Source organism: Mucilaginibacter sp. McL0603, from assembly GCF_049992945.1.
GTDB lineage: Bacteria > Bacteroidota > Bacteroidia > Sphingobacteriales > Sphingobacteriaceae > Mucilaginibacter.
In genome coordinates this window covers 1044812-1067495 of sequence record NZ_CP188251.1, presented here as the reverse complement: position 1 = coordinate 1067495, position 22684 = coordinate 1044812, and the positions used below count along the sequence as shown (strand labels likewise).

The window sequence follows — 22684 nt, the reverse complement described above, 5'->3', positions numbered from 1 at the left end:
GTTGCTTATTAACCGGTCAATAATTTTATACAGCACAATGAATATTTCAATTCCTGAACTTTTGGTTAATGATGGTTTTATTACGCCAGCTGATCGGGAAAAGATCGAAAAATTTTCTGTCAGAACAGAGCTATCGTTTATTAAAATAGCGCTGACCTATGGCTACATATCCCGCAAGAACTACGCACGTTCGATGCTAAACGCAGGATATACCTTTAAACCCGTCAGGGAAGAGGGATATGATAATGATGTGCTTGATAACATAGAGCTGATATTTGCAGATGCACACCTGGCCCTGCCCTTACGTATCGAAAACGGAAAGGTTGTAACACTGATGGCTGACCCTACAGACAGGCTGTTCATTGACTTTATCAGGATGACCTATAACCTCGAGCCGGAGATCATAGTAGCTGATGACCTTGATATAACCTGGCTAAGCCATAAACTGAGAGGCGATGTATATGTTAAATCAGCTGTTTTTGAGTTACTAAACCGGGATCCGGATAGTTCGGCATTAGTTACTTTTACCACGCCGCAATTAGTAATCATTTTTCTTATTCTCGGGTTTCTGGCAATAGGCTTGGTTTTTGACTTTAAGACGATAACTATTGGCGTTAATGTGGCCATGAGTTCGTTCTTTCTTATAGCCATCATTTTTAAGCTATTTCTTTCATTGGTAGGCTCGCGTTTTGAATTACACCAGGCAGTTACTAAAGATGAAGTAAAAGCTGTGGTGGACAGCGAATTACCAATATATACCATCCTTTTACCGGTTTATAAAGAAGATAAACTGATCAAAAAGCTGATATGGAACCTGCAAAGCCTTGATTATCCGCGCGAGCAGCTTGATGTTAAGTTATTAATAGAAGAGGATGATGACCTCACCTTAAATGCGGTGCGCAATCTTGATTTCCCGGCAACATTTGAAGTAATCGTGGTGCCTTTTCACATGCCTAAAACCAAGCCAAAAGCTTGTAACTACGGTCTGCACTTTTCGCGTGGTAAATATTTAACCATTTATGATGCTGAAGATATCCCGGATACCGATCAGCTTAAAAAAGTAGTGGCCCTGTTTGAAAAACTTCCCGAAAATTATATTTGTGTACAAAGTGCACTCAACTACTTTAACCGGAACGAGAACTTTCTGACAAGGATGTTTACTCTTGAATATTCCTACTGGTTTGATTATATGCTGCCTGGCCTGGATACATTGGATATCCCTATTCCGCTTGGTGGTACCAGCAACCATTTTAAACTGGATGCCCTGATTGAACTTGGCGCCTGGGATCCGTTTAACGTGACTGAGGATGCTGATTTAGGCGTGCGTGCATACGCAAAAGGTCTAAAGGTGGCCCTGGTAAATTCAACTACTTATGAGGAAGCGAATAACGAGCCGTTTAACTGGGTACGTCAGCGCTCGAGATGGATCAAAGGCTATATGCAGACCTACCTGGTACATATGCGTAATCCTGCCAAATTGATCAAAAAAATTGGCTGGAAAGGCTTTATAGGCTTTAATTTCTTTGTTGGAGCAACGCCTGTTACGTTCCTGGTATACCCAATATTGTTGTTTATATTTTTGGCCTACGTTGTATTTAATATAAATGCGATAAAAACGCTTTTTCCGGATTGGGTTCTGTTCATGTCCATATTTAACCTGATGGTTGGCAATATATTGATGATCTATGTAAATATGATGGCCGTATTTAAACGCCGTTTTTACGAGCTGATCCTGTTTGCTATCGCCAACCCGATATACTGGTTAATGCATTCGGCAGCGGCATATATGGGATTATATCAGCTGGTAGTAAAACCATTTTACTGGGAAAAAACAAATCATGGTTTGAGTAAAGTAAATAGTGCAACAAACGTCATTAATTAAATGGGAAATAGAAGACACTTATATCTCATACTAATCACGGTATTCATAGCGGTTTATTACCTGCTAATGGGCATCTATTTAAATAAACTGGGCTATTATAACCATGAGTCTCTTTTCTACATAGAAAAAAGCAAAATACTTTTTGAAGGATTAGGTAATCGTTTAAAGGTGATGGGACTAACTACGCCTGTGCTTCCCTTTTACGGAACGGTTTTCTTCTCGGTAATAAATAGCTTACTCGCCCCGGTAATAGCCTCGGCATTAGGCACGGCCATATTGTTCTATATTATGGCTAATACGCTGATAAAACGAACCAGTGACGACTTTTATTTGTTCCTGATCGTTGCGTTGTTTTTATTTCATCCAGGGCTGTTATATAGCGCTTGTTCGGGGCGGTCTATCTACATGGTGCTTATTTTCTTTTACTTGTTCTTTTTCCATATCATCCGGTTTTACTCGTCAAATACTACGTTTCATATTTCTATTGCGAGTATATGTGTGGTGGTGCTGGTATTTTGTGATTATAAGTTTATCTGGCTTACTCTATTCTTTATTCCGCTGGTGCTTTTCATTTCTACCCAAAGTCTTAACCTTGGCGAAAAGGAAACGATATTCAGGTTATATCAAAGCTTTAACAGTCCGACACTACGCCGTAAACTGATTAACAAAACGTTTGCTATTTATATTATCCTGTTCGTTCTGCCGATTGCGTCCATTGCGATCTACAAAATGCTTAACCTGACGCATGCCAATGACCTTGACTATTTTTTGGAAAGCCCTTATGCGACATGGTCAGTTTTGATCGACAAGCTGAATTTTGAGCAGGCAACCAGCTTCGCGCATTATCATACATCACAGATATCGCCAATAGTAACTGCCAGTATCGCACTTTTTTGCCCGATGATCATCATGGCGATCTACCTTTTCAGGCAAAGTACTTATCAGATCCTGACTATTGCAACGCCATTTGCGTTTGTAGAGTTCCTGCAGATCAAGTATGATAAAATATTTCTGTCGCAAGAGTATTTCCTGATCTTCCTGGTATTGTCCTTACTATGCATCATATTTAAGGCGCATCAGCAAAAAAATCAGATAGCTGTAAAGATCCTGTTGAGCGTTATCATCGTGTTTCAACTAGTGATGGGGTATGTTTTCCTTAGAAGATCATTCCTAACTGAGGAGCAGGATTTTGTGAAGATCTTATTTAATCCGGCACCGGTAGACAAGCAAAGTGATAATATGGAAATGGCAGACTTTATAAATGGCTTGCCACCAAATGCACAAATTTTGATGGACGATGCTATTGCCTACCCTGTTATTGCATTTACCCATAATGCCCAACGATTTACATTACCTTACCAGGAAACCTACCTGAGTGCCAGTGAAGCGCCTGAGCACTATGTAAATTATATATTGATCGCTACTGACAGCAACCCTCTTACCGGGTACACACAGTTAAATAATAAGTATATACCTGCAATTAAACATTCAGACGATAACCTGAACCTGCAACGGGTTTATGAAACTAACGACTGGGTGCTTTATAAGGTGTTGTAGTAAGCACTAAGCCAAAGTTATTTGTTTCTTTAGAAATTGTGTATTTTTGTTAAAAGCAAACGCATTATGCAAAGTCAAAAATTAAGTGCTTTACAGTTAGAGCTTTTAAATATTTATTCATTTCAGCCAAAAGAAGAAGATCTACTGGCAATTAAAGAATTGCTGGCAAAGTATTTTTCAGGTAAACTTCAAAAAAATATTCAAAAAGCGATAAAAGAAAAGAATATCACACAAGAAGATCTTGATCGCTGGCTTGATGAGTAAACTACGTCTCATTTTAGATACCAACATTTTCCTGGTTTCTCTTGCACCCAATTTTAAATATAATTGGATTTATCAGTCATTACTTCAAAACAAATATGATTTGGTTGTATCCAACGAAATTATAACAGAATACGAGGAGCAGATTACAACAAGGTATGGAATTGAAAAGACAGATGCTTCTCTTGATTTTCTATTGCTACTACCAAACGTTATTCTTAAAAACCCTTCATATTTGTGGCAGCTGGTTGAAAATGATAAAGACGATAATAAGTTTATTGATACCTATATAGCAGGTCAGTGTGATTATATTATTAGTAATGATCGTCATATTCATCAAATAAAAAATAGCCAATTCCCACAAATTGCAGTATTACGTTACGACGAGTTCGAGCAGCAATACAAAAATATACTTAACCCTTAAGGTCGTATCATCTTAAAATAAACTTTCAAAATATTTTGAAAGTTTAAAAACTTATTTATCTTTGTATATGGAATTACCTGAGGCAAAGCAAAAGTTTATTGAGGCGTGGGGGAAACTCGGATCTGAATGGGGTATTAACCGCACCATGGCCCAGGTACATGCTTTGCTCCTTATTACTCCAACCGAGTTGACTACGGAGGAGATCATGGAGACTTTGCAAATATCAAGAGGTAATGCCAACATGACCTTACGTGACCTGATCAACTGGGGATTGGTTGAAAAACGCCATAAACCGGGCGAACGCAAAGAGTATTTTTATGCTGAAAAAGATACATGGAATATTGCACGCCAGGTAGCCAAAGAGCGCCGTAAGAGAGAGCTTGATCCGGTTATCAAAGTGCTTGATGAGTTGGCTAATGTGAAGGGTGATAAGAGTGATCCTGAATATAAGACCTTTCACCGGTCGGTTACCGATATTAATAAATTGGCTAAGAACGTAGATAAAACTTTAGAGACCATGCTTAAGGCTGAAGAAAGCTGGTTTTGGGGTTCTATCCTTAAAGTATTCAAATAATATTTTTTTGCTCTATATGTTTCAAATTTTACTGAAAATTCAATTAATATAATATATAACTTAAATCACAAAATCATGAACTATTTTATTTTGACGTACTCAGTTTATTTAGCTATCAGCATAGCCTTAACCATTTGGGTAGCTAAAGTTTTATTTAAGAATGGCCGAATCTTTTTGGTCGACATCTTTCATGGCAATGCTTTGCTTGCTGATTCTGTAAACAAACTGCTGGTGGTGGGATTTTACCTGATCAATTTTGGCTACATGAGCCTTGCACTTAAGGAAGGCGGTAACATATCTAACGCCCAGGTGGTGGTTGAGGTATTAAGCTTTAAATTGGGATGGATTATCCTGATCCTCGGGGGTATGCATTTTCTCAATCTGACCATCTTCTTTAAGCTGAGGACCCGCGCCCAAAAACATTTAACCGAAAGTAAAATTTAATAAACAAGATTCATGAAAGCCTTAAAGAACTACATCATTCTGTACGATGCCGAATGCCCCTGTGCGATCTGTATACCAAAGCCTTTGTAGAAACAGGCATGCTGGAAACACAGGGACGCGCCCCCTACCAGGCATTAGCGCCGAACGCATGCCCGATGGTGGACAGGCAGCGGGCGGTAAACGAAATAGCCCTGGTAAATCAGGAAACGGGTGAAGTTACTTATGGAATTAAAAGCGTTTTCAAAATCCTTTCAACTGCTGTTCCTGCATTAAGATATATTTTCAATTTCGGGCCATTCGTCAGTTTAATGAGCAGGGTTTATGCTTTCATATCTTACAACAGAAAGGTAATTGTTCCGGCAAAGGTTACAAGCGAGTTTCAGTATCAGCCTACATTCAGGCTTAGGTATCGCATAGCTTATTTGTTCTTTACCTGGGCAATTACATCTTTCATTCTCACTGCTTATGCCCATTTGTTGATTGGTGTTGTGCCGATTGGAAATGCTTACAGGGAATACCTGATATGCGGCGGTCAGATATTTTTCCAGGGGTTGATCGTCACTCTCATAGCCAAAGAAAAGAAGTGGGATTATCTCGGTAACATGATGACCATTTCTTTCGCAGGTTCATTGTTGCTAGCCATTGTTTTGCTATCAGCACATTGGATGGGTCATCAACCTATTTTGTACACAGTTTATTTCATGATGGTTGCCGGATTTATGTTTTTAGAGCACATCCGCAGAACCAAATTATTGCAATTGGGCTGGACATTAACCATCACATGGGTACTCTACCGTGCAGCACTTCTTTTACTGATACTCTTAATTAACTGAGCCATGAAATATAAAAAAATAATATTGGCAGGTGGCAATGGCTACCTGGGCAGTGTACTTGCAGCCTATTATGCTGAATTAGCCGAACAAGTGATTGTATTAAGCCGTAAATACAAAGCACCTGAGAAAAATATTAAGACTTTGATTTGGGATGGCATAAATGAAGGTGAATGGGTTGAAGAAATGGAAGGCGCTGAACTTTTAGTAAATCTTTGCGGTAAAAACGTCAACTGCCGGTATACGCCAAAAAATCGTGAAGAGATCATCAGTTCAAGAGTGATCCCAACCATGCTATTAAACCGTGTGGTAGGAAAGTTAAATACTCCTCCTAAACTTTGGATCAATATAACATCCGCAACTATTTACCGTCACGCTGAGGATTTTGCACAGGATGAAGAAAAAGGGCAGATTGGGTACGGATTTTCTATTGATGTGTGTAAACAATGGGAAGCAGCCTTTTTTACTGATGCCAATGTGAATACCCGGAAAATAGCTTTAAGGATGGGCATTGTATTAGGTAGAAAAGATAGCGTATTTCCAAGACTGCTTAATCTTGTAAAGTTCGGGTTAGGCGGTAAGCAGGGCAACGGACAGCAATATGTATCATGGGTACATGAACAGGATGCTGCAAGATGTACAGAATGGTTAATGCAACACCCGGAAATAAATGGCGTGGTTAATTGCACCGCACCTGAAGCTATTAAAAATGAAGATCTGATGTTAGCGATTAAAAAAGCATATGGGATGCCTATCGGCTTACCTGCTCCGGCCTGGCTTTTAGAAATCGGGGCAAGGTTGATCGGTACAGAAACTGAGCTGATATTAAAAAGTCGCTGGGTTACACCTAAACGTCTTCTCGACTCAGGTTATGATTTCCTTTTTACCAAAGCAGAACATGCTATAGACGATCTGCTAAGCATCAGAATTTAACCTAACCAATCATATATGAAAACAACCGAACAACATTTGCGCGTACGGATAAAAAGATGGCTAATCTTTTTCATCGCAGGTCTTGTACTAAGCGGTATAACTGCTTTCCCTATTGAAACCGAGCTTGCATTTATAGCCAAACCAGGTATAGTTTCAACTGGCCTGCAGCATTGGATCAATACCGTTTACCACGCTGTAAAAATCACCAACACCAATTATCCATATTTGAGCTACGGCACCGATTGGCTGGCTTTCGCTCATATTATTATCGCTATAACATTTATCGGCCCATTACGTGATCCTGTGCGAAATATTTGGGTATTGCAATTCGGCATGATCGCCTGTGCAGCCATATTACCGCTCGCTTTTATTGTCGGCCCGATAAGGCATATCCCAGTGGGTTGGTCACTGGTCGACTGTGCGTTTGGCGTGATTGGAATAATCCCGCTTTATCTATGTTATCGATACACCAAAAAATTAGAATATATTCAAACCGAAAATTTAACCTTTCACAATTAGTAACATGAAAAAGATCTTCACGCCGCACGTAAATGGGTATTTAGTATCCAACCTTACTGCAATGGCCATAATTGGTGCCAATAAATACCTGATCCCTTCTCCCAATAGCGTAAATAATACTTTTATTTTTTCAGAATTTGTTATTATTCCCATGTTGATAGGGATCATTAGTGCATGGTTTTGGCGCGATTTGGAATATAGAGGGGCGGAATTAGCTGGTAAATCTATTATAAATGCTTGCATAGGTATTCTTCTCAGCTCAATTTTCTTAGGTGAGGGTGTGATTTGCCTGATTATTGTATCACCTTTAGTATTATCATTTGTCATATCCGGAGCATTTTTAGGAAGAGCAATGTTTAGGCGGAAAAACACCACTATCAACATAAGTATTATCGGCCTAATGATAGCTGTTTTTATTATCGACTCTGCATCTGAGCATCATTACGAAAACATAGTGTCTGACACGATTACTGTTAATGCGCCGGCTAACCTGGTTTGGAAAAACGTAGTCGCCTTTAAAAGAATAAAGGAAAAGAATAAGTATTGGTTGTTTAAGGTCGGTATGCCCAGTCCGGTTGAGTCGACCGTTGAAGGCTATTATTTGGGCGCCAAACGCAAATGTATCTTCAGCAATGGTTATACATTCGACGAGAAAATAGTGACCTATGATGTGAATAAGAATCTCACCTTTGCAGTTACCAATCAGCCACGCGACCCGGAGATAATGGGACACATCGATATTTTACAGGGGCAATTTTTATTAAAGGATAATGGAAACGGCACCACTACGCTTACCGGCAATAGCTGGTATAAGCTTTATGTTTTCCCGACATGGTATTACGATATATGGGCGCAAAGTATTACCCGCAATGTACACCTGCGGGTGATGCAGCATATCAAAGAATTGAGCGAAGTTAAGTAGTATGTTTCTGTTTGTAACCAGGTATCTCGGCTTTTTAAAATCCGTCCCTACGTTAGGCTGGGCATTTGATGGCTGGCTAAAACTTTGGGTATTGATCAAAAAGCCTGAAATACTTGACTGGATGGATGAAATTGAGGCTGAAGTTTTGAAATGGGAAAATACCACCTCCGTTATTCATAAATATGGAGGTATGCAATTTAACTATCGCGATAAAGAAATTGGCCACATCCATAGTAATGGGTTGCTTGATATGCTGCTGAGCAGATCGGTCAAACAATCATTAATGCAAGTGGGTAGGGTAGAGCATCACCATTCCTTTATAAATACAGGATGGATAAGCTTTTATATGCATAATGCTGATGATAAGGAATATGCTTTAAAACTATTGCGGATGGGGTATGAAAGATTGGTAGTTAAGTCAGGAGTTCGAAGTTCGGACTCACTACCAACCTTTAAATCAATTTGAGCTATTATTACCCTACCGCTTTGTTCAATGCAATGATGGCAGTTTTAAAATGCTCCTGTGCTATTAAAAACTGGATATTTACTTTTCTCAAGGCCATTCCAGCACTCACGATATTGATATTTTCACGGGCCAGGGCTTCTGTACTTTTGGCCAGTAAACCAGGCTGATCCATATTTGAACCCAGCAGACATACCATTGCAACTTTTTCTACAGTTATCTTTTCAAACTTTTTCTCAAGATCATCTATGAAGGCTTGAGAAAAATCGTTCTCCCAAATAACAATTGAGATACTGTTGGCACTTGTAGCCTTAAAAGTATAACTGACGTTATGCTGAAAGAATATCTGCATGATCTGCAAGTCGCTGCCCACACTGCCCACCATTAAAGGGTCATACACATCTATGATCAGCATGCGGTCGTATCCTGTAATAACTTCTACCCTTTTTGATTCGGAAACATAATCTTTGGTGATCAGTGTTCCGGGGTGAGCGGGTTGAAAGGTATTTTTAATTCGCAGGTTAATTCCATTAATTTCAAGTGGTTTGGATGCTTTTGGGTGAATAGCTTCCATACCCACGTCAGCCAGTTGATCCGCAATATCATAATTGGTAAAGCCTACGGGCTTGCAGTTATCGATACCCACAACTCCCGGATCAGCGGTAGATAAATGATATTCTTTATGGATAATAGCCTCCGTAGGTTTGAGTATCTGGGCGATCTTACTGAATGTTACTTCTGAGTAACCCCGGTCGAATTCCCGCATGATACCTTCTGTTCCTTTGGCGTAACCGGTAACTATGCAAATGCAGGATTTCAAATCGATCCCCGAGAAAACATCTTTAATACGCTGATCGATAGTAAAAGGGCGCTGGTCATCAAAGCCACTTAAGTCGATGAACTTTGCATTTAAGCCTTTATTTTGTAAAATATTAGATAAATTAAACGCTGAATGAGTTTCGCCGATAGAGGCGAGGATCTCTCTTGCTGCCTGAAGTATTCCTTCTTTACTTACATAACCCGACGCTAAAACGTCGACCAGGTTTTCAAGGTAGGACTCTGCTTTCTTAACATGCTTTTCAATAAAAGTATTAGCCTTAGCCAGGTCGAGTCCCAGGGGCTCGTACTGTTTGTTTATTGCTTTTAATTTGGCTACCAGCTCATCTAATAGACCATGAAAATCCTCATAGCTAGCAATACGATGATATACGCCCGGTTCCTTTGTCTTCTTATTTTCTAAAAGCAGGTTGGTAACTCCAGAAAAAGCCGACACTACAAATACGCGGTTATAGAGCGCCTCGCCGGAACGGTCATAAAAAATAATATTATCCAGTACTTCGGTGAGCGCACTCATTGAGGTCCCGCCAATTTTTTCTACGGTAAGCATGCCGCGAAACTATTAAATATTTTGATTCTTAGAAAGATATTATGAGGGTGATTAGCGATTTAGTGAATGAGTGAATGGTGAGTTTTGGTTGTACGTGGGACGTGATACGTTTTACGTCTTTTTGCAAACAGGATTTATTACGTATAACGTACTACGTAGAACGTATAACTTTTACCTGCAAATATAATGGGTGGGATTGGGGGAAGTGGTGACAGGGATTTGTCAGTGGGGGATAGTTTACAAACAGCTGTATATAAGACGTTTATATAAACAACCGGAGCGTTCATGTGTTTGTGAACGTGAACGGTGGGAATGAGAGTCAAGATTCAGGAGTCAAGAATCAAGAGACTTTTATCCTGATTCCTGGTTCCTGACTCCTGGCTCTAAACTAAAACAAGAAAGGCCGTCATCTTGCGATAACGACCTTCTTGATTAAGATTGGGCACCGACCTACTCTCCCACATTTTACTGCAGTACCATCGGCTCTGGCGGGCTTAACTTCTCTGTTCGGAATGGGAAGAGGTGGACACCGCCGATATAGGCACCTGAATATTTTATAGTTATTAGTCGTAAGTTCTAAGTCTTGAGTCTTAAGTCATTTCTGACTATGGACTATCGACTATCGGCTATGGACTGTCTAACTAAGACATTAATTGAAAGAAGTGATTGATCAAAAAGAAAACAACAGCATTAATAATTATTATCTGTTTTGTACGGGGTTGTACGTATTACGTAAAACGTTTTACGTACAACCTTTAATCCGTTCACGAAGAAAGCTTCGGGCAATTAGTATTACTCGGCTATGATGTCACCACCTTTAGACCTGTAACCTATCAACGTAGTAGTCTACTACGACCCTCAATGGAAGTCTCATCTCGTGGCTAGTTTCGCACTTAGATGCTTTCAGCGCTTATCTATTCCCAACGTAGCTACTCTGCAATACAGCTGGCGCCATAACAGATTCACCAGAGGTTAGTCCAACCCGGTCCTCTCGTACTAAGGTCAGCCCCACTCAAACTTCCAACGCCCACAACAGATAGGGACCGAACTGTCTCGCGACGTTCTGAACCCAGCTCGCGTGCCACTTTAATGAGCGAACAGCTCAACCCTTGGGACCTTCTCCAGCCCCAGGATGTGACGAGCCGACATCGAGGTGCCAAACCTCCCCGTCGATATGAGCTCTTGGGGGAGATCAGCCTGTTATCCCCAGCGTACCTTTTATCCTTTGAGCGATGGCCCTTCCATGCAGAACCACCGGATCACTATATCCGTCTTTCGACCCAGCTCGGCTTGTCTGCCTCACTGTCAAGCAAGCTTATGCTATTGCACTCCACGTACGGTTACCAAGCGTACTGAGCTTACCTTTGAAAGCCTCCGTTACCTTTTTGGAGGCGACCACCCCAGTCAAACTACCCGCCAAACAATGTCTCCCGCTATGCGGGATTAGACACCAGATACAAAAAGGGTGGTATTTCAACGTTGACTAACTGACTCCTAGCGAAGCCAGATCACAGTCTCCCACCTATCCTACACATCCTGTATCCGATATCAATGTTAAGTTGTAGTGAAGGTGCATGGGGTCTTTCCGTCCCGTTGCGGGTAACCGGCGTCTTCACCGATACCACAATTTCACCGAGCTCATGGCTGAGACAGCGCCCAGATCGTTACACCATTCGTGCAGGTCGGAACTTACCCGACAAGGAATTTCGCTACCTTAGGACCGTTATAGTTACGGCCGCCGTTTACCGGGGCTTCAATTCAATGCTTCGCCTTGCGACTAACATCCCCTCTTAACCTTCCGGCACCGGGCAGGTGTCAGGCCTTATACGTCATCTTTCGATTTTGCAAAGCCATGTGTTTTTGTTAAACAGTCGCCTGGGCCTTTTCACTGCGGCTGCCATTGCTGACAGCGCCCCTTCTCCCGAAGTTACAGGGCCATTTTGCCGAGTTCCTTAGCCATGATTCACTCGAGCACCTTAGGATTCTCTCCTCGACTACCTGTGTCGGTTTACGGTACGGGTTTTTATAACCTGAAGCTTAGCGGGTTTTCTTGGAAGTCTGATTACCTGAACTATCCCATCCCCCGAAGGTTCAAGGTACTATCAGCTTTCAGCAAATCTGGCGTACTTAACTACCAAACCTATACCTACAGCCTTTAACGAACTATTCCGTCAGTTCGCGTCAGTGTCACTACTCCGTCACCGCATCGCAGTTATAAAAAGTACTGGAATATTAACCAGTTGTCCATCGGCTACGCCCTTCGGCTTCACCTTAGGCCCCGACTAACCCTGATCCGATTAGCGTTGATCAGGAAACCTTAGTCTTTCGGTGGGCGGGTTTCTCTCCCGCCTTATCGTTACTTATGCCTACATTTGCTTTTCTAAACCCTCCACAGTCGGTTGTCCCTCCTGCTTCACCGGAATTAGAATGCTCCCCTACCAGATGCACCAAAGTGCAAATCCATAGCTTCGGTATAACGCTTAATGCCCGTTTATTATCCATGCCCGATCGCTCGACTAGTGAGCTGTTACGCACTCTTTAAATGAATGGCTGCTTCCAAGCCAACATCCTAGCTGTCTGTGCAATCGGACCTCGTTAGTTCAACTTAGCGTTAATTTGGGGACCTTAGCTGATGGTCTGGGTTCTTTCCCTCTCGGCCCTGGACCTTAGCACCCAGAGCCTCACTCCAGCGTATATTATTCAGCATTCGGAGTTTATCTGGATTTGGTAGGATTTGACTCCCCCGCACCCAATTAGTAGCTCTACCTCTGAATAACTCAACCGCCAGGCTGTTCCTAAAAACATTTCGGGGAGTACGAGCTATTTCCCAGTTTGATTAGCCTTTCACCCCTACCCACAGATCATCCGGAAACTTTTCAACGTTTATCGGTTCGGTCCTCCAGTACCTGTTACGGCACCTTCAACCTGTCCATGGGTAGATCACAAGGTTTCGCGTCTACCCCCACTGACTGCACGCCCTTTTCAGACTCGCTTTCGCTTCGGCTTCATGGCTTAACCATTTAACCTTGCCAGTGAGGAGTAACTCGTAGGCTCATTATGCAAAAGGCACGCCGTCACCACACAAGGTGGCTCCGACCGCTTGTAAGTACACGGTTTCAGGTTCTATTTCACTCCCCTGTTCGGGGTTCTTTTCACCTTTCCCTCACGGTACTGGTTCACTATCGGTCTCTCAGTAGTATTTAGCCTTACCGGATGGTGCCGGCTGGTTCCCACAAGGCGTCTCCGACCTCGCGGTACTCAGGAACTCACTAGGTTATTATTCATTACGCGTACGCAGCTATCATGCTCTATGGCCGGTTTTCCCACACCGTTCCGCTTCTGTTTAATATACCACATCGTGGTCCTACAACCCCCATTATGCCGTAACATAATGGGTTTGGGCTGTTTCCCTTTCGCTCGCCACTACTCAGGAAATCACTATTGTTTTCTCTTCCTCTGCTTACTTAGATGTTTCAGTTCAGCAGGTTTGCGCATTTATGCAACTATCCTTCAGATAGTTAGGTTTCCCCATTCGGAAATCCGCGGATCAATTCATATTTGCTGATCCCCGCGGCTTATCGCAGCTTATCACGTCCTTCATCGCCTCTGAGAGCCAAGGCATCCCCCGTGTACCCTTTCTTACTTTCTTCTACTTCTACCGCTTTTGCCCGGTAGAGTATGCTTTTTTTATTTGAGAGTCATTTCTTTAGATCCAAGAGTTAAGAGTCATGAGCCAGGACCGAAGTCTTGTTTCTTGATTCTTGTATCTTGATTCTTCAAAAACAACGTCCCTACTGTTGTCTTCTCTTTTTTTCAATTACTTCTTCCAATATGTCAAAGAACGTTTTGCTTCGCAGATTCAGGAGTCCAGAGCCAGGATTCAAGATTTTTATGTCTTGTTTCTTGATTCTTTCATCTTGATTCTCTCAAGCATGGTGGAGAATAACGGATTCGAACCGTTGACCCCCTGCGTGCAAGGCAGGTGCTCTAGCCAGCTGAGCTAATCCCCCTTAGATTTAGTCATTCGTCATTAGTTGATTTGTCATTGGATCGTTCGCTTTAAAAGCTAATGACTAATGACCACTGACTAATGACTCTAAATGTAGTCCCGAGCAGATTTGAACTGCTGACCCCTACATTATCAGTGTAGTGCTCTAACCAAACTGAGCTACGGGACTGTTTTTTAGTTGCAGTATTTAGTTGCAGTGGCAGCTTTCTTTCTACTGCTACTTACTACTGCTACTGCCAACTAAGCGTCCCTGCCCTTAGGTCAGGCCCACATCGATGGCTTCATCTTTTGGGTTTTCCTTTTTGGTGAATGGTCATTGATCAGTAGTCATCAGGTATTAACCTTTCAACTTTCCAACTTTTAAACCTTCAAACCAATTTAATGCTTAAATAAAAGGTGATAATTATGAGAACAGCTTTTGCTTTTATGACAAGATAAGGGCAATACTGCTCCAGAAAGGAGGTATTCCAGCCACACCTTCCGGTACGGCTACCTTGTTACGACTTAGCCCCAGTTACCGACTTTACCCTAGGACGCTCCTTACGGTTACGCACTTCAGGCACTTCCAGCTTCCATGGCTTGACGGGCGGTGTGTACAAGGCCCGGGAACGTATTCACCGCAGCATTGCTGATCTGCGATTACTAGCGAATCCAACTTCACGGGGTCGAGTTGCAGACCCCGATCCGAACTGTGACCGGCTTTTTGAGATTGGCTTCCTGTTGCCAGGTCGCTGCCCTCTGTACCGGCCATTGTAGCACGTGTGTAGCCCCGGACGTAAGGGCCATGATGACTTGACGTCGTCCCCTCCTTCCTCTCTACTTGCGTAGGCAGTCTGAATAGAGTCCCCACCTTTACGTGCTGGCAACTATTCACAGGGGTTGCGCTCGTTGCGGGACTTAACCCAACACCTCACGGCACGAGCTGACGACAGCCATGCAGCACCTAGTTTCGTGTCCCGAAGGACTAGAGCGTCTCTGCTCTATTCACTAACTTTCAAGCCCGGGTAAGGTTCCTCGCGTATCATCGAATTAAACCACATGCTCCTCCGCTTGTGCGGGCCCCCGTCAATTCCTTTGAGTTTCACCCTTGCGGGCGTACTCCCCAGGTGGAACACTTAACGCTTTCGCTTAGACGCTGACCGTATATCGCCAACATCGAGTGTTCATCGTTTAGGGCGTGGACTACCAGGGTATCTAATCCTGTTTGATCCCCACGCTTTCGTGCCTCAGCGTCAATCATACTTTAGTAAGCTGCCTTCGCAATTGGTGTTCTGTGACATATCTATGCATTTCACCGCTACTTGTCACATTCCGCCTACCTCAAGTACATTCAAGCCAATCAGTATCAAAGGCACTGCGATAGTTAAGCTACCGTCTTTCACCCCTGACTTAATTGGCCGCCTACGCACCCTTTAAACCCAATAAATCCGGATAACGCTTGGATCCTCCGTATTACCGCGGCTGCTGGCACGGAGTTAGCCGATCCTTATTCTTACAGTACATTCAGCTACTTACACGTAAGTAGGTTTATTCCCGTATAAAAGCAGTTTACAACCCGTAGGGCCGTCTTCCTGCACGCGGCATGGCTGGTTCAGGCTTGCGCCCATTGACCAATATTCCTTACTGCTGCCTCCCGTAGGAGTCTGGTCCGTGTCTCAGTACCAGTGTGGGGGGTCATCCTCTCAGATCCCCTAAACATCGTAGCCTTGGTAAGCCGTTACCTTACCAACTAGCTAATGTTCCGCATGCCCATCCATATCCTATAAATATTTGATCATTTACTGATGCCAGTGTGTGATTTTATGCGGGCTTAATCTCTCTTTCGAGAGGCTATCCCCCTGATATGGGTAGGTTACATACGTGTTACGCACCCGTGCGCCACTCTCATGGAAAGCAAGCTCTCCAATCCCGTCCGACTTGCATGTATTAGGCCTGCCGCTAGCGTTCATCCTGAGCCAGGATCAAACTCTCCATTGTATAATGTTTTGTTTGATTACTGACCCTATTTACTCAATAGAATCATTTTATAATCTGTATTTGCTTTCCTGTCTTGCGACATTCCAGCGTTGTATCTTTATACAGTATTACGCCTTTCTATCTCGTCTTTAAAAAACATTTCTGACTTCTTCTGCGTTAGCAGATTCCGTCTCGCTGCGTCTCATAATTATTTATTCACCTTCTAAAGAACTTTCATCCCTCGCCTCGCGGTTCGGAACTTTATATCGTTTTCACATCGCTGTGACCACTTTTTCAATCTTCAAACCAGAAATCGCTTCCGGCTTTTTTCCCTGTTCGTTTTGGGACTGCAAAGGTAGAAACCTTTTTCTCTTTTCCAAAACTTATTTTTTTTATTTTTCTAAGTCCTGGCGCCGGGTTATCTTCTTCTCTTTTCTCCTTCTCAAACCCCCTCTGCCTCTCTTCTCCAAACCTTCTCAGAACTTCCCGCTCCTTCGTTTGCGGGCTGCAAAGATGTGGTTTTTTTTAATTCCTGTCAAGTGTTATTTTCACTTATTTTCAGATTATTTTATCACCACTAAATCTTCAAAAAACAACCGCTCCTTTCGTAAGCGGGTTACAAATGTAAGGAGAAAATGGATAGCTGCAAAAAGAAATATTAAAATAATAAGAACATCCTTTTAACTCATTGTAAACTAAGGCCAATTATTTGTTACCTCAACGGGTCAATAAGGCCAAAAATCAAAGCTGTTGATTTTTGTATCTTTGAAAACGATATGAACAACACCGATTTTCCCTCAAATTTTCTGAATTTACTAGCTGGCTCGCCCGGCTTCGACGCGGAAAATTTTACAAAAGCGCACCAGGTTTCGGATTCGCCTACCTCCATCAGGCTAAATCCGTTCAAAAAATCAAACATAAAAAGTGATAAACAAGTGCCATGGTGCAGCGAGGGTTATTATCTTAATACACGACCTTCTTTTACATTTGATCCGCTTTTCCATGCGGGGTGCTATTATGTACAAGAAGCATCGTCTATGTTCATCGATCATATACTACACTATATTAATAAGGAGACAGACGGGATAAAGGTATTGGACCTTTGTGCTGCTCCCGGTGGTAAAAGCACGCTGATCAATTCAGCCTTAAAAAGCAACGACCTGCTTGTTGCTAACGAGATCATTAAAACACGCGTGCCTGTGCTGATGGATAACCTGACCAGGTGGGGAACGGACAATAGTATAGTAACTAATAATGACCCTAAGGATTTCGGCAGGCTGAAAGGCTTCTTCGATATTATATTAGTGGATGCGCCTTGTTCGGGTTCGGGCATGTTCAGGAAAGATCCGGCGGCGATGGAGGAATGGTCGGAAGCGAATGTGAACTTATGTCATCAGCGGCAGGAGCGCATACTGGCGGATGTTTACCCGGCTTTAAAGGAGGATGGATACCTTATATATAGTACGTGCTCTTATTCTGTCGAAGAAAATGAAGATATACTCGATTGGCTCTGCACCGAATTTGAATTGGAAAGCATTAGGATACCTATCGAGGCCGATTGGGGGATAGTAGAAAGCCAGTCGACCCAAAAACAAGCCTGGGGTTACCGGTTTTACCCGGATAAAGTAAAAGGCGAAGGCTTATTTGCTGCCTGCCTGCAAAAAAAGGAAAGCAGCGGAGACGTACCGCCTGTGAAAGATAAAGAACATCAGAAAGCTAATTTTAAGGAGATAGACCAGGTAAAGCCTTATATTAATGATGCCGCAGATTTTTTCTTCTTCAAGGTGAATGATGACTGGCTGGCTATCAACCGTCATCATAAGGAAAGCCTTGCCATTTTGCAGCGATACCTATATATTAAGAAGTCGGGCATACGGATTGGCAAACTAATGGGTAAAGATCTGATACCCGACCATGAACTGGCTTTGAGCCTGATTGTAAATAAAGACCAGTTTTTACAAACCGAACTAAACAAAGATCAGGCAATTCAATATTTAAGGCGGGAAAATATAACTGATCTAGATGTTACCGATAAGGGCTGGAGCTTAATGAATTTTGAAGGTCATGCTTTAAGTTGGGCAAAATTACTACCAAATAGAATCAATAATTATTATCCGAAGGAGATTAGGATAATGTCCAGAGCTGAAAGCTAAAAGGCGAAAGCTGAAAGTTTATTTATTTAGTATAATATAAAAAGCATTTAAGCATTCGTCGGCATTTTTGTAGATACTATATTTATAGTCACGAAAATCAAATTCGCTCACCTTTCTTGAAATAGTCTTATCGTCTTTATCTGTTAACTTGCTCTTACTCTCTAACAGTCTAAATTCTTTATTATAATACTTAACTAGCTCTTCTACGACAACTCCACCTTTTACACTATCATTAAAAATAGATTGTCTGTTGCTAAAGCAAAATGTATTGCCATCAGCATCAAAATAATGCTTCCATTCAATATACCAGTCTCCGCTTTGACTGCAAGGGATTTGCTCGATGAGTACGATATGTCCCGATCCATCCTTCAACACATTGTATATGTATTCGGCGTTGTCAGGGAGATCTTCGGTTTTCAGTCTGATCAATTTACTTTTACCCTCAAGCTTTAAAAACACCAGCATTTCTTTTCGGTGCTTATATGCATATTGGTCAATAGTTTCCTTCTGTTTTTTGAGAACGGTGAGATCAGCATCCAGAGTTGGGTGCAATAAAAATATTATAGGAATAAATAGAAGTGATAAGGTTTTCATGGCATAAAAATAATATTAAGCCATCTATTTCCCCGAAAATTTTAAAACTAATCCCCAACCACTAACCTCAATACTGTCCTATCGATAACAACACCAACGTACACGCATACTCCGTCTCAATACCTTTCTCATTAGCCATGCGACGGAGTTTTGAATTTTCAGTGCCGGGATTAAAGATGATCCGTTTGGGATGGGTATCCAATATATAATCGTACAACTCTTCCTGGTGCTGCGGACCAACATACAGGGTGATCGTATCTATATCATGGTGTATAGTTTCCGGCTTTTCAATTGGCACGCCAGCTATCTCACCCGTTCTTAATCCTACATTTACTATACTATGCCCATCCCGTACCAGCTTGTTGGCGGCAAGATTAGCGTATCGGCTTGTATCGGGGCTGGCCCCTAAAACAAGCGTTCTTTTATCAGCCATATTATTTATTTGTGATTACACCGATTGTTTTATGATTACACCGATGTAATTTTGATTGCACTGATAATCGGTGTAATCCTTATATAATCTGTGTAATCCTCCTTAATACTGCGATCTGGCCGGCATGGTAAATATGATGCTGTATCAATCCGTTCACCAATTCTTCATAAGTTACCCCGCTGCCTAACTCGCGGTTTCGTTCACTGTTTATTAGCTCACTCCATTTCTCTTCCGGGAAACTCTGAATAAGACCTAACAAATTTACGTTGACCAGCTTCAAATCATTGACATAGTTCTGCCATTTTTGTTCCTCGGGGTTGCCTGTCGGGGGCCAGTCTCCGCTCGAAGGCACACCAGCGTCCATACCGTTCATCCGGTCGAGCACTTCTTCTGTCCACGCCAGCATGTGCAGTACAATTTCGGCAATATTGTGTGCGGCGTGCTGAGGCTTTTCAAAAGCAGCTTCAAAACTTACCTGCTCAATAATCTGATAAACCGGGTTGCCGTACCAAGGATCGCCGGATAATACCTTTTGTAGTTCGTGCTGGAGTTTTTCTGATGTTGTCATGGTTGTATATTTTTGTCTGAACTCGAACTTTTTGAATTTATGAATTACCTGAATTTTGTTTATTCCTTAATTCTGAAAATTCCGGTTCAGACTATTTTGGGCGTTTTAACGGGCTATCCACTCATACGCCTGCAGGCATTAGGCGCAGGCTGGTATCCGTTTTCTATCCCTAACGCGTCTATGTAACTATAAAATCTTCTTCGCCGCCAATGCGCAATTGATCCCATCAATCGCTGCAGAAATAATGCCACCTGCATATCCTGCTCCTTCACCACATGGAAATAACCCTTGTATCTGGGGATGCTGCAAAGTATCCTTATCACGCGGAACTTTTACAGGCGATGAGGTACGCGATTCCACACCTACTAATATAGCCTCGTTAGTATAATATCCTTTCATCTTTCTGCCAAAGGCGGGCAATGCTTTTTGCAGGCTTGCCGCAATCCATACGGGCAGAACCTGTTTTAAATCTACGCTTTTTGTGCCGGGCAGGTAAGAGTTTTTGGGGAGATCGGTTGAAACACGCCCCTCAACAAAATCAACCATCCGCTGACCGGGGGCTACCAACTGACCGCCGCCTGCTGTAAATGCTATTTGCTCTATCTCCTGCTGAAAGCGGAGTAATTTAAATGGATCAGCATTATCACCTTTTACATCTTCCAAATTCACCTGCACCACCGTACCCGAATTGGCATATGGATTATTTCGTTTTGAAGGGCTCCATCCGTTCACTACAATTTCTTTATCTTCTGTAGAGCATGGCGCAATGATACCTCCCGGGCACATGCAGAATGAGAATACACCACGACCATCCACCTGTTCAACCAAACTATAATAGGATGGCGGCAAGTATTCGCCACGGTCATCACAATGATATTGGGCGCGATCGATAATTTCCTGCGGATGTTCTATTCTCACACCCAAAGCAAATGGTTTGGCTTCTATCAGGATGTTTTGAGTGTGCAGCATTTCGAAAATATCACGTGCCGAATGTCCGGTTGCCAATATCACTGCATCGGCTTTCCAGGTTTCTCCATCAGATGTTTTTACACCTTTTATCTTACCAAAATCAACTACCAGACCTGTTACCTTAGTATCGAAATGGATCCCCCCACCTGCGTTCTGTATCGTTTCACGTATGGCAGTGATAATACCTGGCAATTTATTGGTGCCGATGTGGGGGCGTGCATCTATTAATATATCTTCCTCAGCACCGTGCGCTACAAAGGTTTTTAATACCTGGTTTACATCGCCCCGCTTGGTGGAACGTGTGTAAAGCTTGCCATCAGAGTAAGTCCCGGCACCACCTTCTCCAAAACAATAGTTGGATTCCGGGTTCACTAATCCCTGCTTATTAATATTGGCCAGATCACGCCTACGTTGTTTTACATCCTTGCCTCTTTCCAGTATAACCGGCTTCAAACCAGATTCAATACATTGCAAAGCAGCAAATAACCCTGCCGGACCAGCACCTATTATAATAACCGGTTTGGCATCCTTTACATCAGGATATTTAATAGTGTAGGTATCGGGTTGATAGGGCTCGCCAACAAAAACCCTTACCTGCATACGATAAACCACTTTGCGGCCACGGGCATCAATAGAGCGTTTAAGAATTTTTAAGCCTGTTATTTGTTGAGGTGATATTTTTAGATCGGCGGCGGCCAGTCTTTGTAAAGTGGCCTCATCTTCGTGTTGCTCAGGCGAACAAACAATTTCTGTTTCTTTGATCATAGTGTTGCCCGGTTTTTATCCGGGATGAGGCAAAGGTAGCTAAATGTATTTTGAGATAATAAAGATTCCTATAATGATGAACATGATTCCAACACCTAGTCCTTTAATATCAAATCCAAGCTCATCCTGTTCTTTTTTCAAAAATATTTTCACCTGGTGTACGGTAAGCCAGATTCCGAATGCCAAACAAGCCACTCCGCCTAACACATATAAAAAATTCATTTCGTGATAAGTCTATTGGTAAAGCTTAAAGTTAATAAAAAAGTCGCCCATCTACTCACCCCGACATTGCTTCGCTTGTCGACCCTCTTCGCTGCGCGGAAAGAGGGACGGAACTAAGATCGATCACATTTTCTTCAACGAATCAACATTTATTATCATTTTCTTGTCGTTAAAATATCCTTCTACTCTAACACTATCGATAAATTTAACTGAATCTATTTTACTTAGTCCAAATCTTGGCAACACCGCATTATCGTCAGTTAACCGCACTCTTTTAATTAACTGATAGTTTCCGCCTTCTTCACCGATTGAAATATTCTCGGCTATTAACATTATATTTTCTTCTTCAGGGATTTCTAAAATCCTATAAAAGACATCCTTTTTGTCTTTATTGGTATAGACTTTCCCTGAATAAATAGCGTCTGCTTTCAGATAAATTTTAATTTCAAATTGCAATTCCTTATTATCAGATTGTACCTGGCTTTTGGATGATACCGTCCTGGGGGTATCAATCCGGATCATTTTCTTTTGGGGGGACTTACAAGCATGCACACTTAGGCATGTAACTGCAATAATTCCTTTTAAAACAGTTGAAGTATTCATTATGATACGGCTTTATCAAAAGCTCAAAGTTACCAAAGTCATTTGAATCTCCCCCTGCAGGGAAGATTCTATTTGCAAAATTTCAGAAATCATTAAAAAGCCCTCCCTTCCGGGGATTTCCAAACAACAAGTTATTTAACCATTATCTTTACAATTATGACCTGTATAGTTCATTCCAGGATTATCAGAATCCGATGTATAACTATTGCAGGATTA

20 protein-coding genes, 2 tRNA genes and 3 rRNA genes are annotated in these 22684 nt (G+C 42.1%); 13 read left to right on the top strand and 12 right to left on the bottom strand.

The window, feature by feature from the left end; translation table 11 throughout:
• The first annotated feature begins 37 nt into the window (after positions 1–37).
• The 11 genes from ACPPVU_RS04950 to ACPPVU_RS04900 all read left to right on the top strand — a co-directional run bounded on the left by ACPPVU_RS04950 (position 38) and on the right by ACPPVU_RS04900 (position 8812).
• On the top strand, positions 38–1882 hold the full coding sequence (locus ACPPVU_RS04950) for a glycosyltransferase family 2 protein (RefSeq protein WP_426670588.1): 1845 nt from the start codon (positions 38–40) through the stop codon (positions 1880–1882).
• Positions 1883–3439 carry a hypothetical protein gene (locus ACPPVU_RS04945; protein ID WP_426670587.1) on the top strand — a complete coding sequence of 519 codons (1557 nt, stop codon included), beginning with the start codon at positions 1883–1885 and terminating at the stop codon, positions 3437–3439.
• 66 nt (positions 3440–3505) lie between these two features.
• Entirely contained in the window at positions 3506–3703 is a 198-nt protein-coding gene (locus ACPPVU_RS04940; protein ID WP_426670586.1) for a hypothetical protein, read from the top strand.
• Complete coding sequence (locus tag ACPPVU_RS04935; RefSeq protein ID WP_426670585.1) at positions 3696–4124, top strand: putative toxin-antitoxin system toxin component, PIN family; 429 nt, start codon at positions 3696–3698, stop codon at positions 4122–4124. Before ACPPVU_RS04940 ends, ACPPVU_RS04935 begins: the two co-directional genes overlap by 8 nt.
• A 67-nt stretch (positions 4125–4191) precedes the next feature.
• A complete protein-coding gene (locus ACPPVU_RS04930) occupies positions 4192–4698 on the top strand; it encodes a GbsR/MarR family transcriptional regulator (protein ID WP_426670584.1) in 507 nt (168 codons plus the stop codon).
• Between the two features lie 75 nt (positions 4699–4773).
• The gene (locus tag ACPPVU_RS04925) at positions 4774–5142 is read left to right on the top strand and encodes a hypothetical protein (protein WP_426670583.1); all 369 of its coding nucleotides are present in this window, start codon (positions 4774–4776) and stop codon (positions 5140–5142) included.
• A 53-nt stretch (positions 5143–5195) separates the two neighbouring features.
• Positions 5196–5975, top strand: a complete 780-nt coding sequence (locus ACPPVU_RS04920; protein ID WP_426670582.1) for a DUF393 domain-containing protein — start codon at positions 5196–5198, stop codon at positions 5973–5975.
• Between the two features lie 3 nt (positions 5976–5978).
• Positions 5979–6905: a TIGR01777 family oxidoreductase gene (locus ACPPVU_RS04915; protein WP_426670581.1), complete on the top strand. Its 927-nt coding sequence runs from the start codon at positions 5979–5981 to the stop codon at positions 6903–6905.
• Positions 6906–6920: 15 nt separating this feature from the next.
• Positions 6921–7424, top strand: coding sequence for a hypothetical protein (locus ACPPVU_RS04910; protein WP_426670580.1), 504 nt, complete (start codon positions 6921–6923; stop codon positions 7422–7424).
• A 4-nt stretch (positions 7425–7428) separates the two neighbouring features.
• Positions 7429–8346 carry a hypothetical protein gene (locus tag ACPPVU_RS04905; protein WP_426670579.1) on the top strand — a complete coding sequence of 306 codons (918 nt, stop codon included), beginning with the start codon at positions 7429–7431 and terminating at the stop codon, positions 8344–8346.
• Position 8347: 1 nt separating this feature from the next.
• A complete protein-coding gene (locus ACPPVU_RS04900) occupies positions 8348–8812 on the top strand; it encodes a luciferase family protein (protein ID WP_426670578.1) in 465 nt (154 codons plus the stop codon).
• Positions 8813–8819: 7 nt separating this feature from the next.
• On the opposite strand, the gene ACPPVU_RS04895 is transcribed toward ACPPVU_RS04900, so the two are convergent.
• The 6 genes from ACPPVU_RS04895 to ACPPVU_RS04870 all read right to left on the bottom strand — a co-directional run bounded on the left by ACPPVU_RS04895 (position 8820) and on the right by ACPPVU_RS04870 (position 16182).
• Positions 8820–10196 carry an aspartate kinase gene (locus ACPPVU_RS04895; protein WP_426670577.1) on the bottom strand — a complete coding sequence of 459 codons (1377 nt, stop codon included), beginning with the start codon at positions 10194–10196 and terminating at the stop codon, positions 8820–8822.
• Between the two features lie 437 nt (positions 10197–10633).
• Positions 10634–10745, bottom strand: a 5S ribosomal RNA gene (rrf, locus tag ACPPVU_RS04890).
• 217 nt (positions 10746–10962) lie between these two features.
• Positions 10963–13846, bottom strand: a 23S ribosomal RNA gene (locus ACPPVU_RS04885).
• A 283-nt stretch (positions 13847–14129) separates the two neighbouring features.
• Positions 14130–14206: transfer RNA gene (locus ACPPVU_RS04880), tRNA-Ala, on the bottom strand.
• Positions 14207–14299: 93 nt separating this feature from the next.
• Positions 14300–14374, bottom strand: a tRNA-Ile gene (locus ACPPVU_RS04875).
• Positions 14375–14660: 286 nt separating this feature from the next.
• Positions 14661–16182, bottom strand: a 16S ribosomal RNA gene (locus ACPPVU_RS04870).
• Together the 16S, 23S and 5S rRNA genes with 2 tRNA genes alongside form the textbook arrangement of a ribosomal RNA operon.
• 755 nt (positions 16183–16937) lie before the next feature.
• Between ACPPVU_RS04870 and ACPPVU_RS04865 the strand changes: the two genes are divergently transcribed.
• On the top strand, positions 16938–18314 hold the full coding sequence (locus ACPPVU_RS04865) for a methyltransferase RsmF C-terminal domain-like protein (RefSeq protein ID WP_426670576.1): 1377 nt from the start codon (positions 16938–16940) through the stop codon (positions 18312–18314).
• 18 nt (positions 18315–18332) lie between these two features.
• Here the strand turns inward: ACPPVU_RS04865 and ACPPVU_RS04860 are convergent, their stop codons facing one another.
• The 3 genes from ACPPVU_RS04860 to ACPPVU_RS04850 form a co-directional block, all read right to left on the bottom strand.
• Positions 18333–18908: a hypothetical protein gene (locus tag ACPPVU_RS04860; protein WP_426670575.1), complete on the bottom strand. Its 576-nt coding sequence runs from the start codon at positions 18906–18908 to the stop codon at positions 18333–18335.
• A 67-nt stretch (positions 18909–18975) separates the two neighbouring features.
• Positions 18976–19341 carry a CoA-binding protein gene (locus tag ACPPVU_RS04855; protein WP_426670574.1) on the bottom strand — a complete coding sequence of 122 codons (366 nt, stop codon included), beginning with the start codon at positions 19339–19341 and terminating at the stop codon, positions 18976–18978.
• Between the two features lie 79 nt (positions 19342–19420).
• Positions 19421–19909, bottom strand: a complete 489-nt coding sequence (locus ACPPVU_RS04850) for a DinB family protein (RefSeq protein ID WP_426670573.1) — start codon at positions 19907–19909, stop codon at positions 19421–19423.
• Positions 19910–19948: 39 nt separating this feature from the next.
• Here ACPPVU_RS04850 and ACPPVU_RS04845 point away from each other — a divergent pair, with 39 nt between their 5' ends.
• A complete protein-coding gene (locus tag ACPPVU_RS04845) occupies positions 19949–20095 on the top strand; it encodes a hypothetical protein (protein ID WP_426670572.1) in 147 nt (48 codons plus the stop codon).
• Here ACPPVU_RS04845 and ACPPVU_RS04840 read toward each other — a convergent pair whose 3' ends face one another.
• From ACPPVU_RS04840 to ACPPVU_RS04830, 3 genes are all read right to left on the bottom strand, one after another.
• Positions 20096–21643, bottom strand: coding sequence for an NAD(P)/FAD-dependent oxidoreductase (locus ACPPVU_RS04840; protein ID WP_426670571.1), 1548 nt, complete (start codon positions 21641–21643; stop codon positions 20096–20098). It lies immediately after the preceding gene.
• Positions 21644–21682: 39 nt separating this feature from the next.
• Positions 21683–21865: a hypothetical protein gene (locus ACPPVU_RS04835; protein WP_426670570.1), complete on the bottom strand. Its 183-nt coding sequence runs from the start codon at positions 21863–21865 to the stop codon at positions 21683–21685.
• Positions 21866–21988: 123 nt separating this feature from the next.
• The gene (locus ACPPVU_RS04830; RefSeq protein WP_426670569.1) at positions 21989–22468 is read right to left on the bottom strand and encodes a hypothetical protein; all 480 of its coding nucleotides are present in this window, start codon (positions 22466–22468) and stop codon (positions 21989–21991) included.
• Positions 22469–22684: the final 216 nt, after the last annotated feature.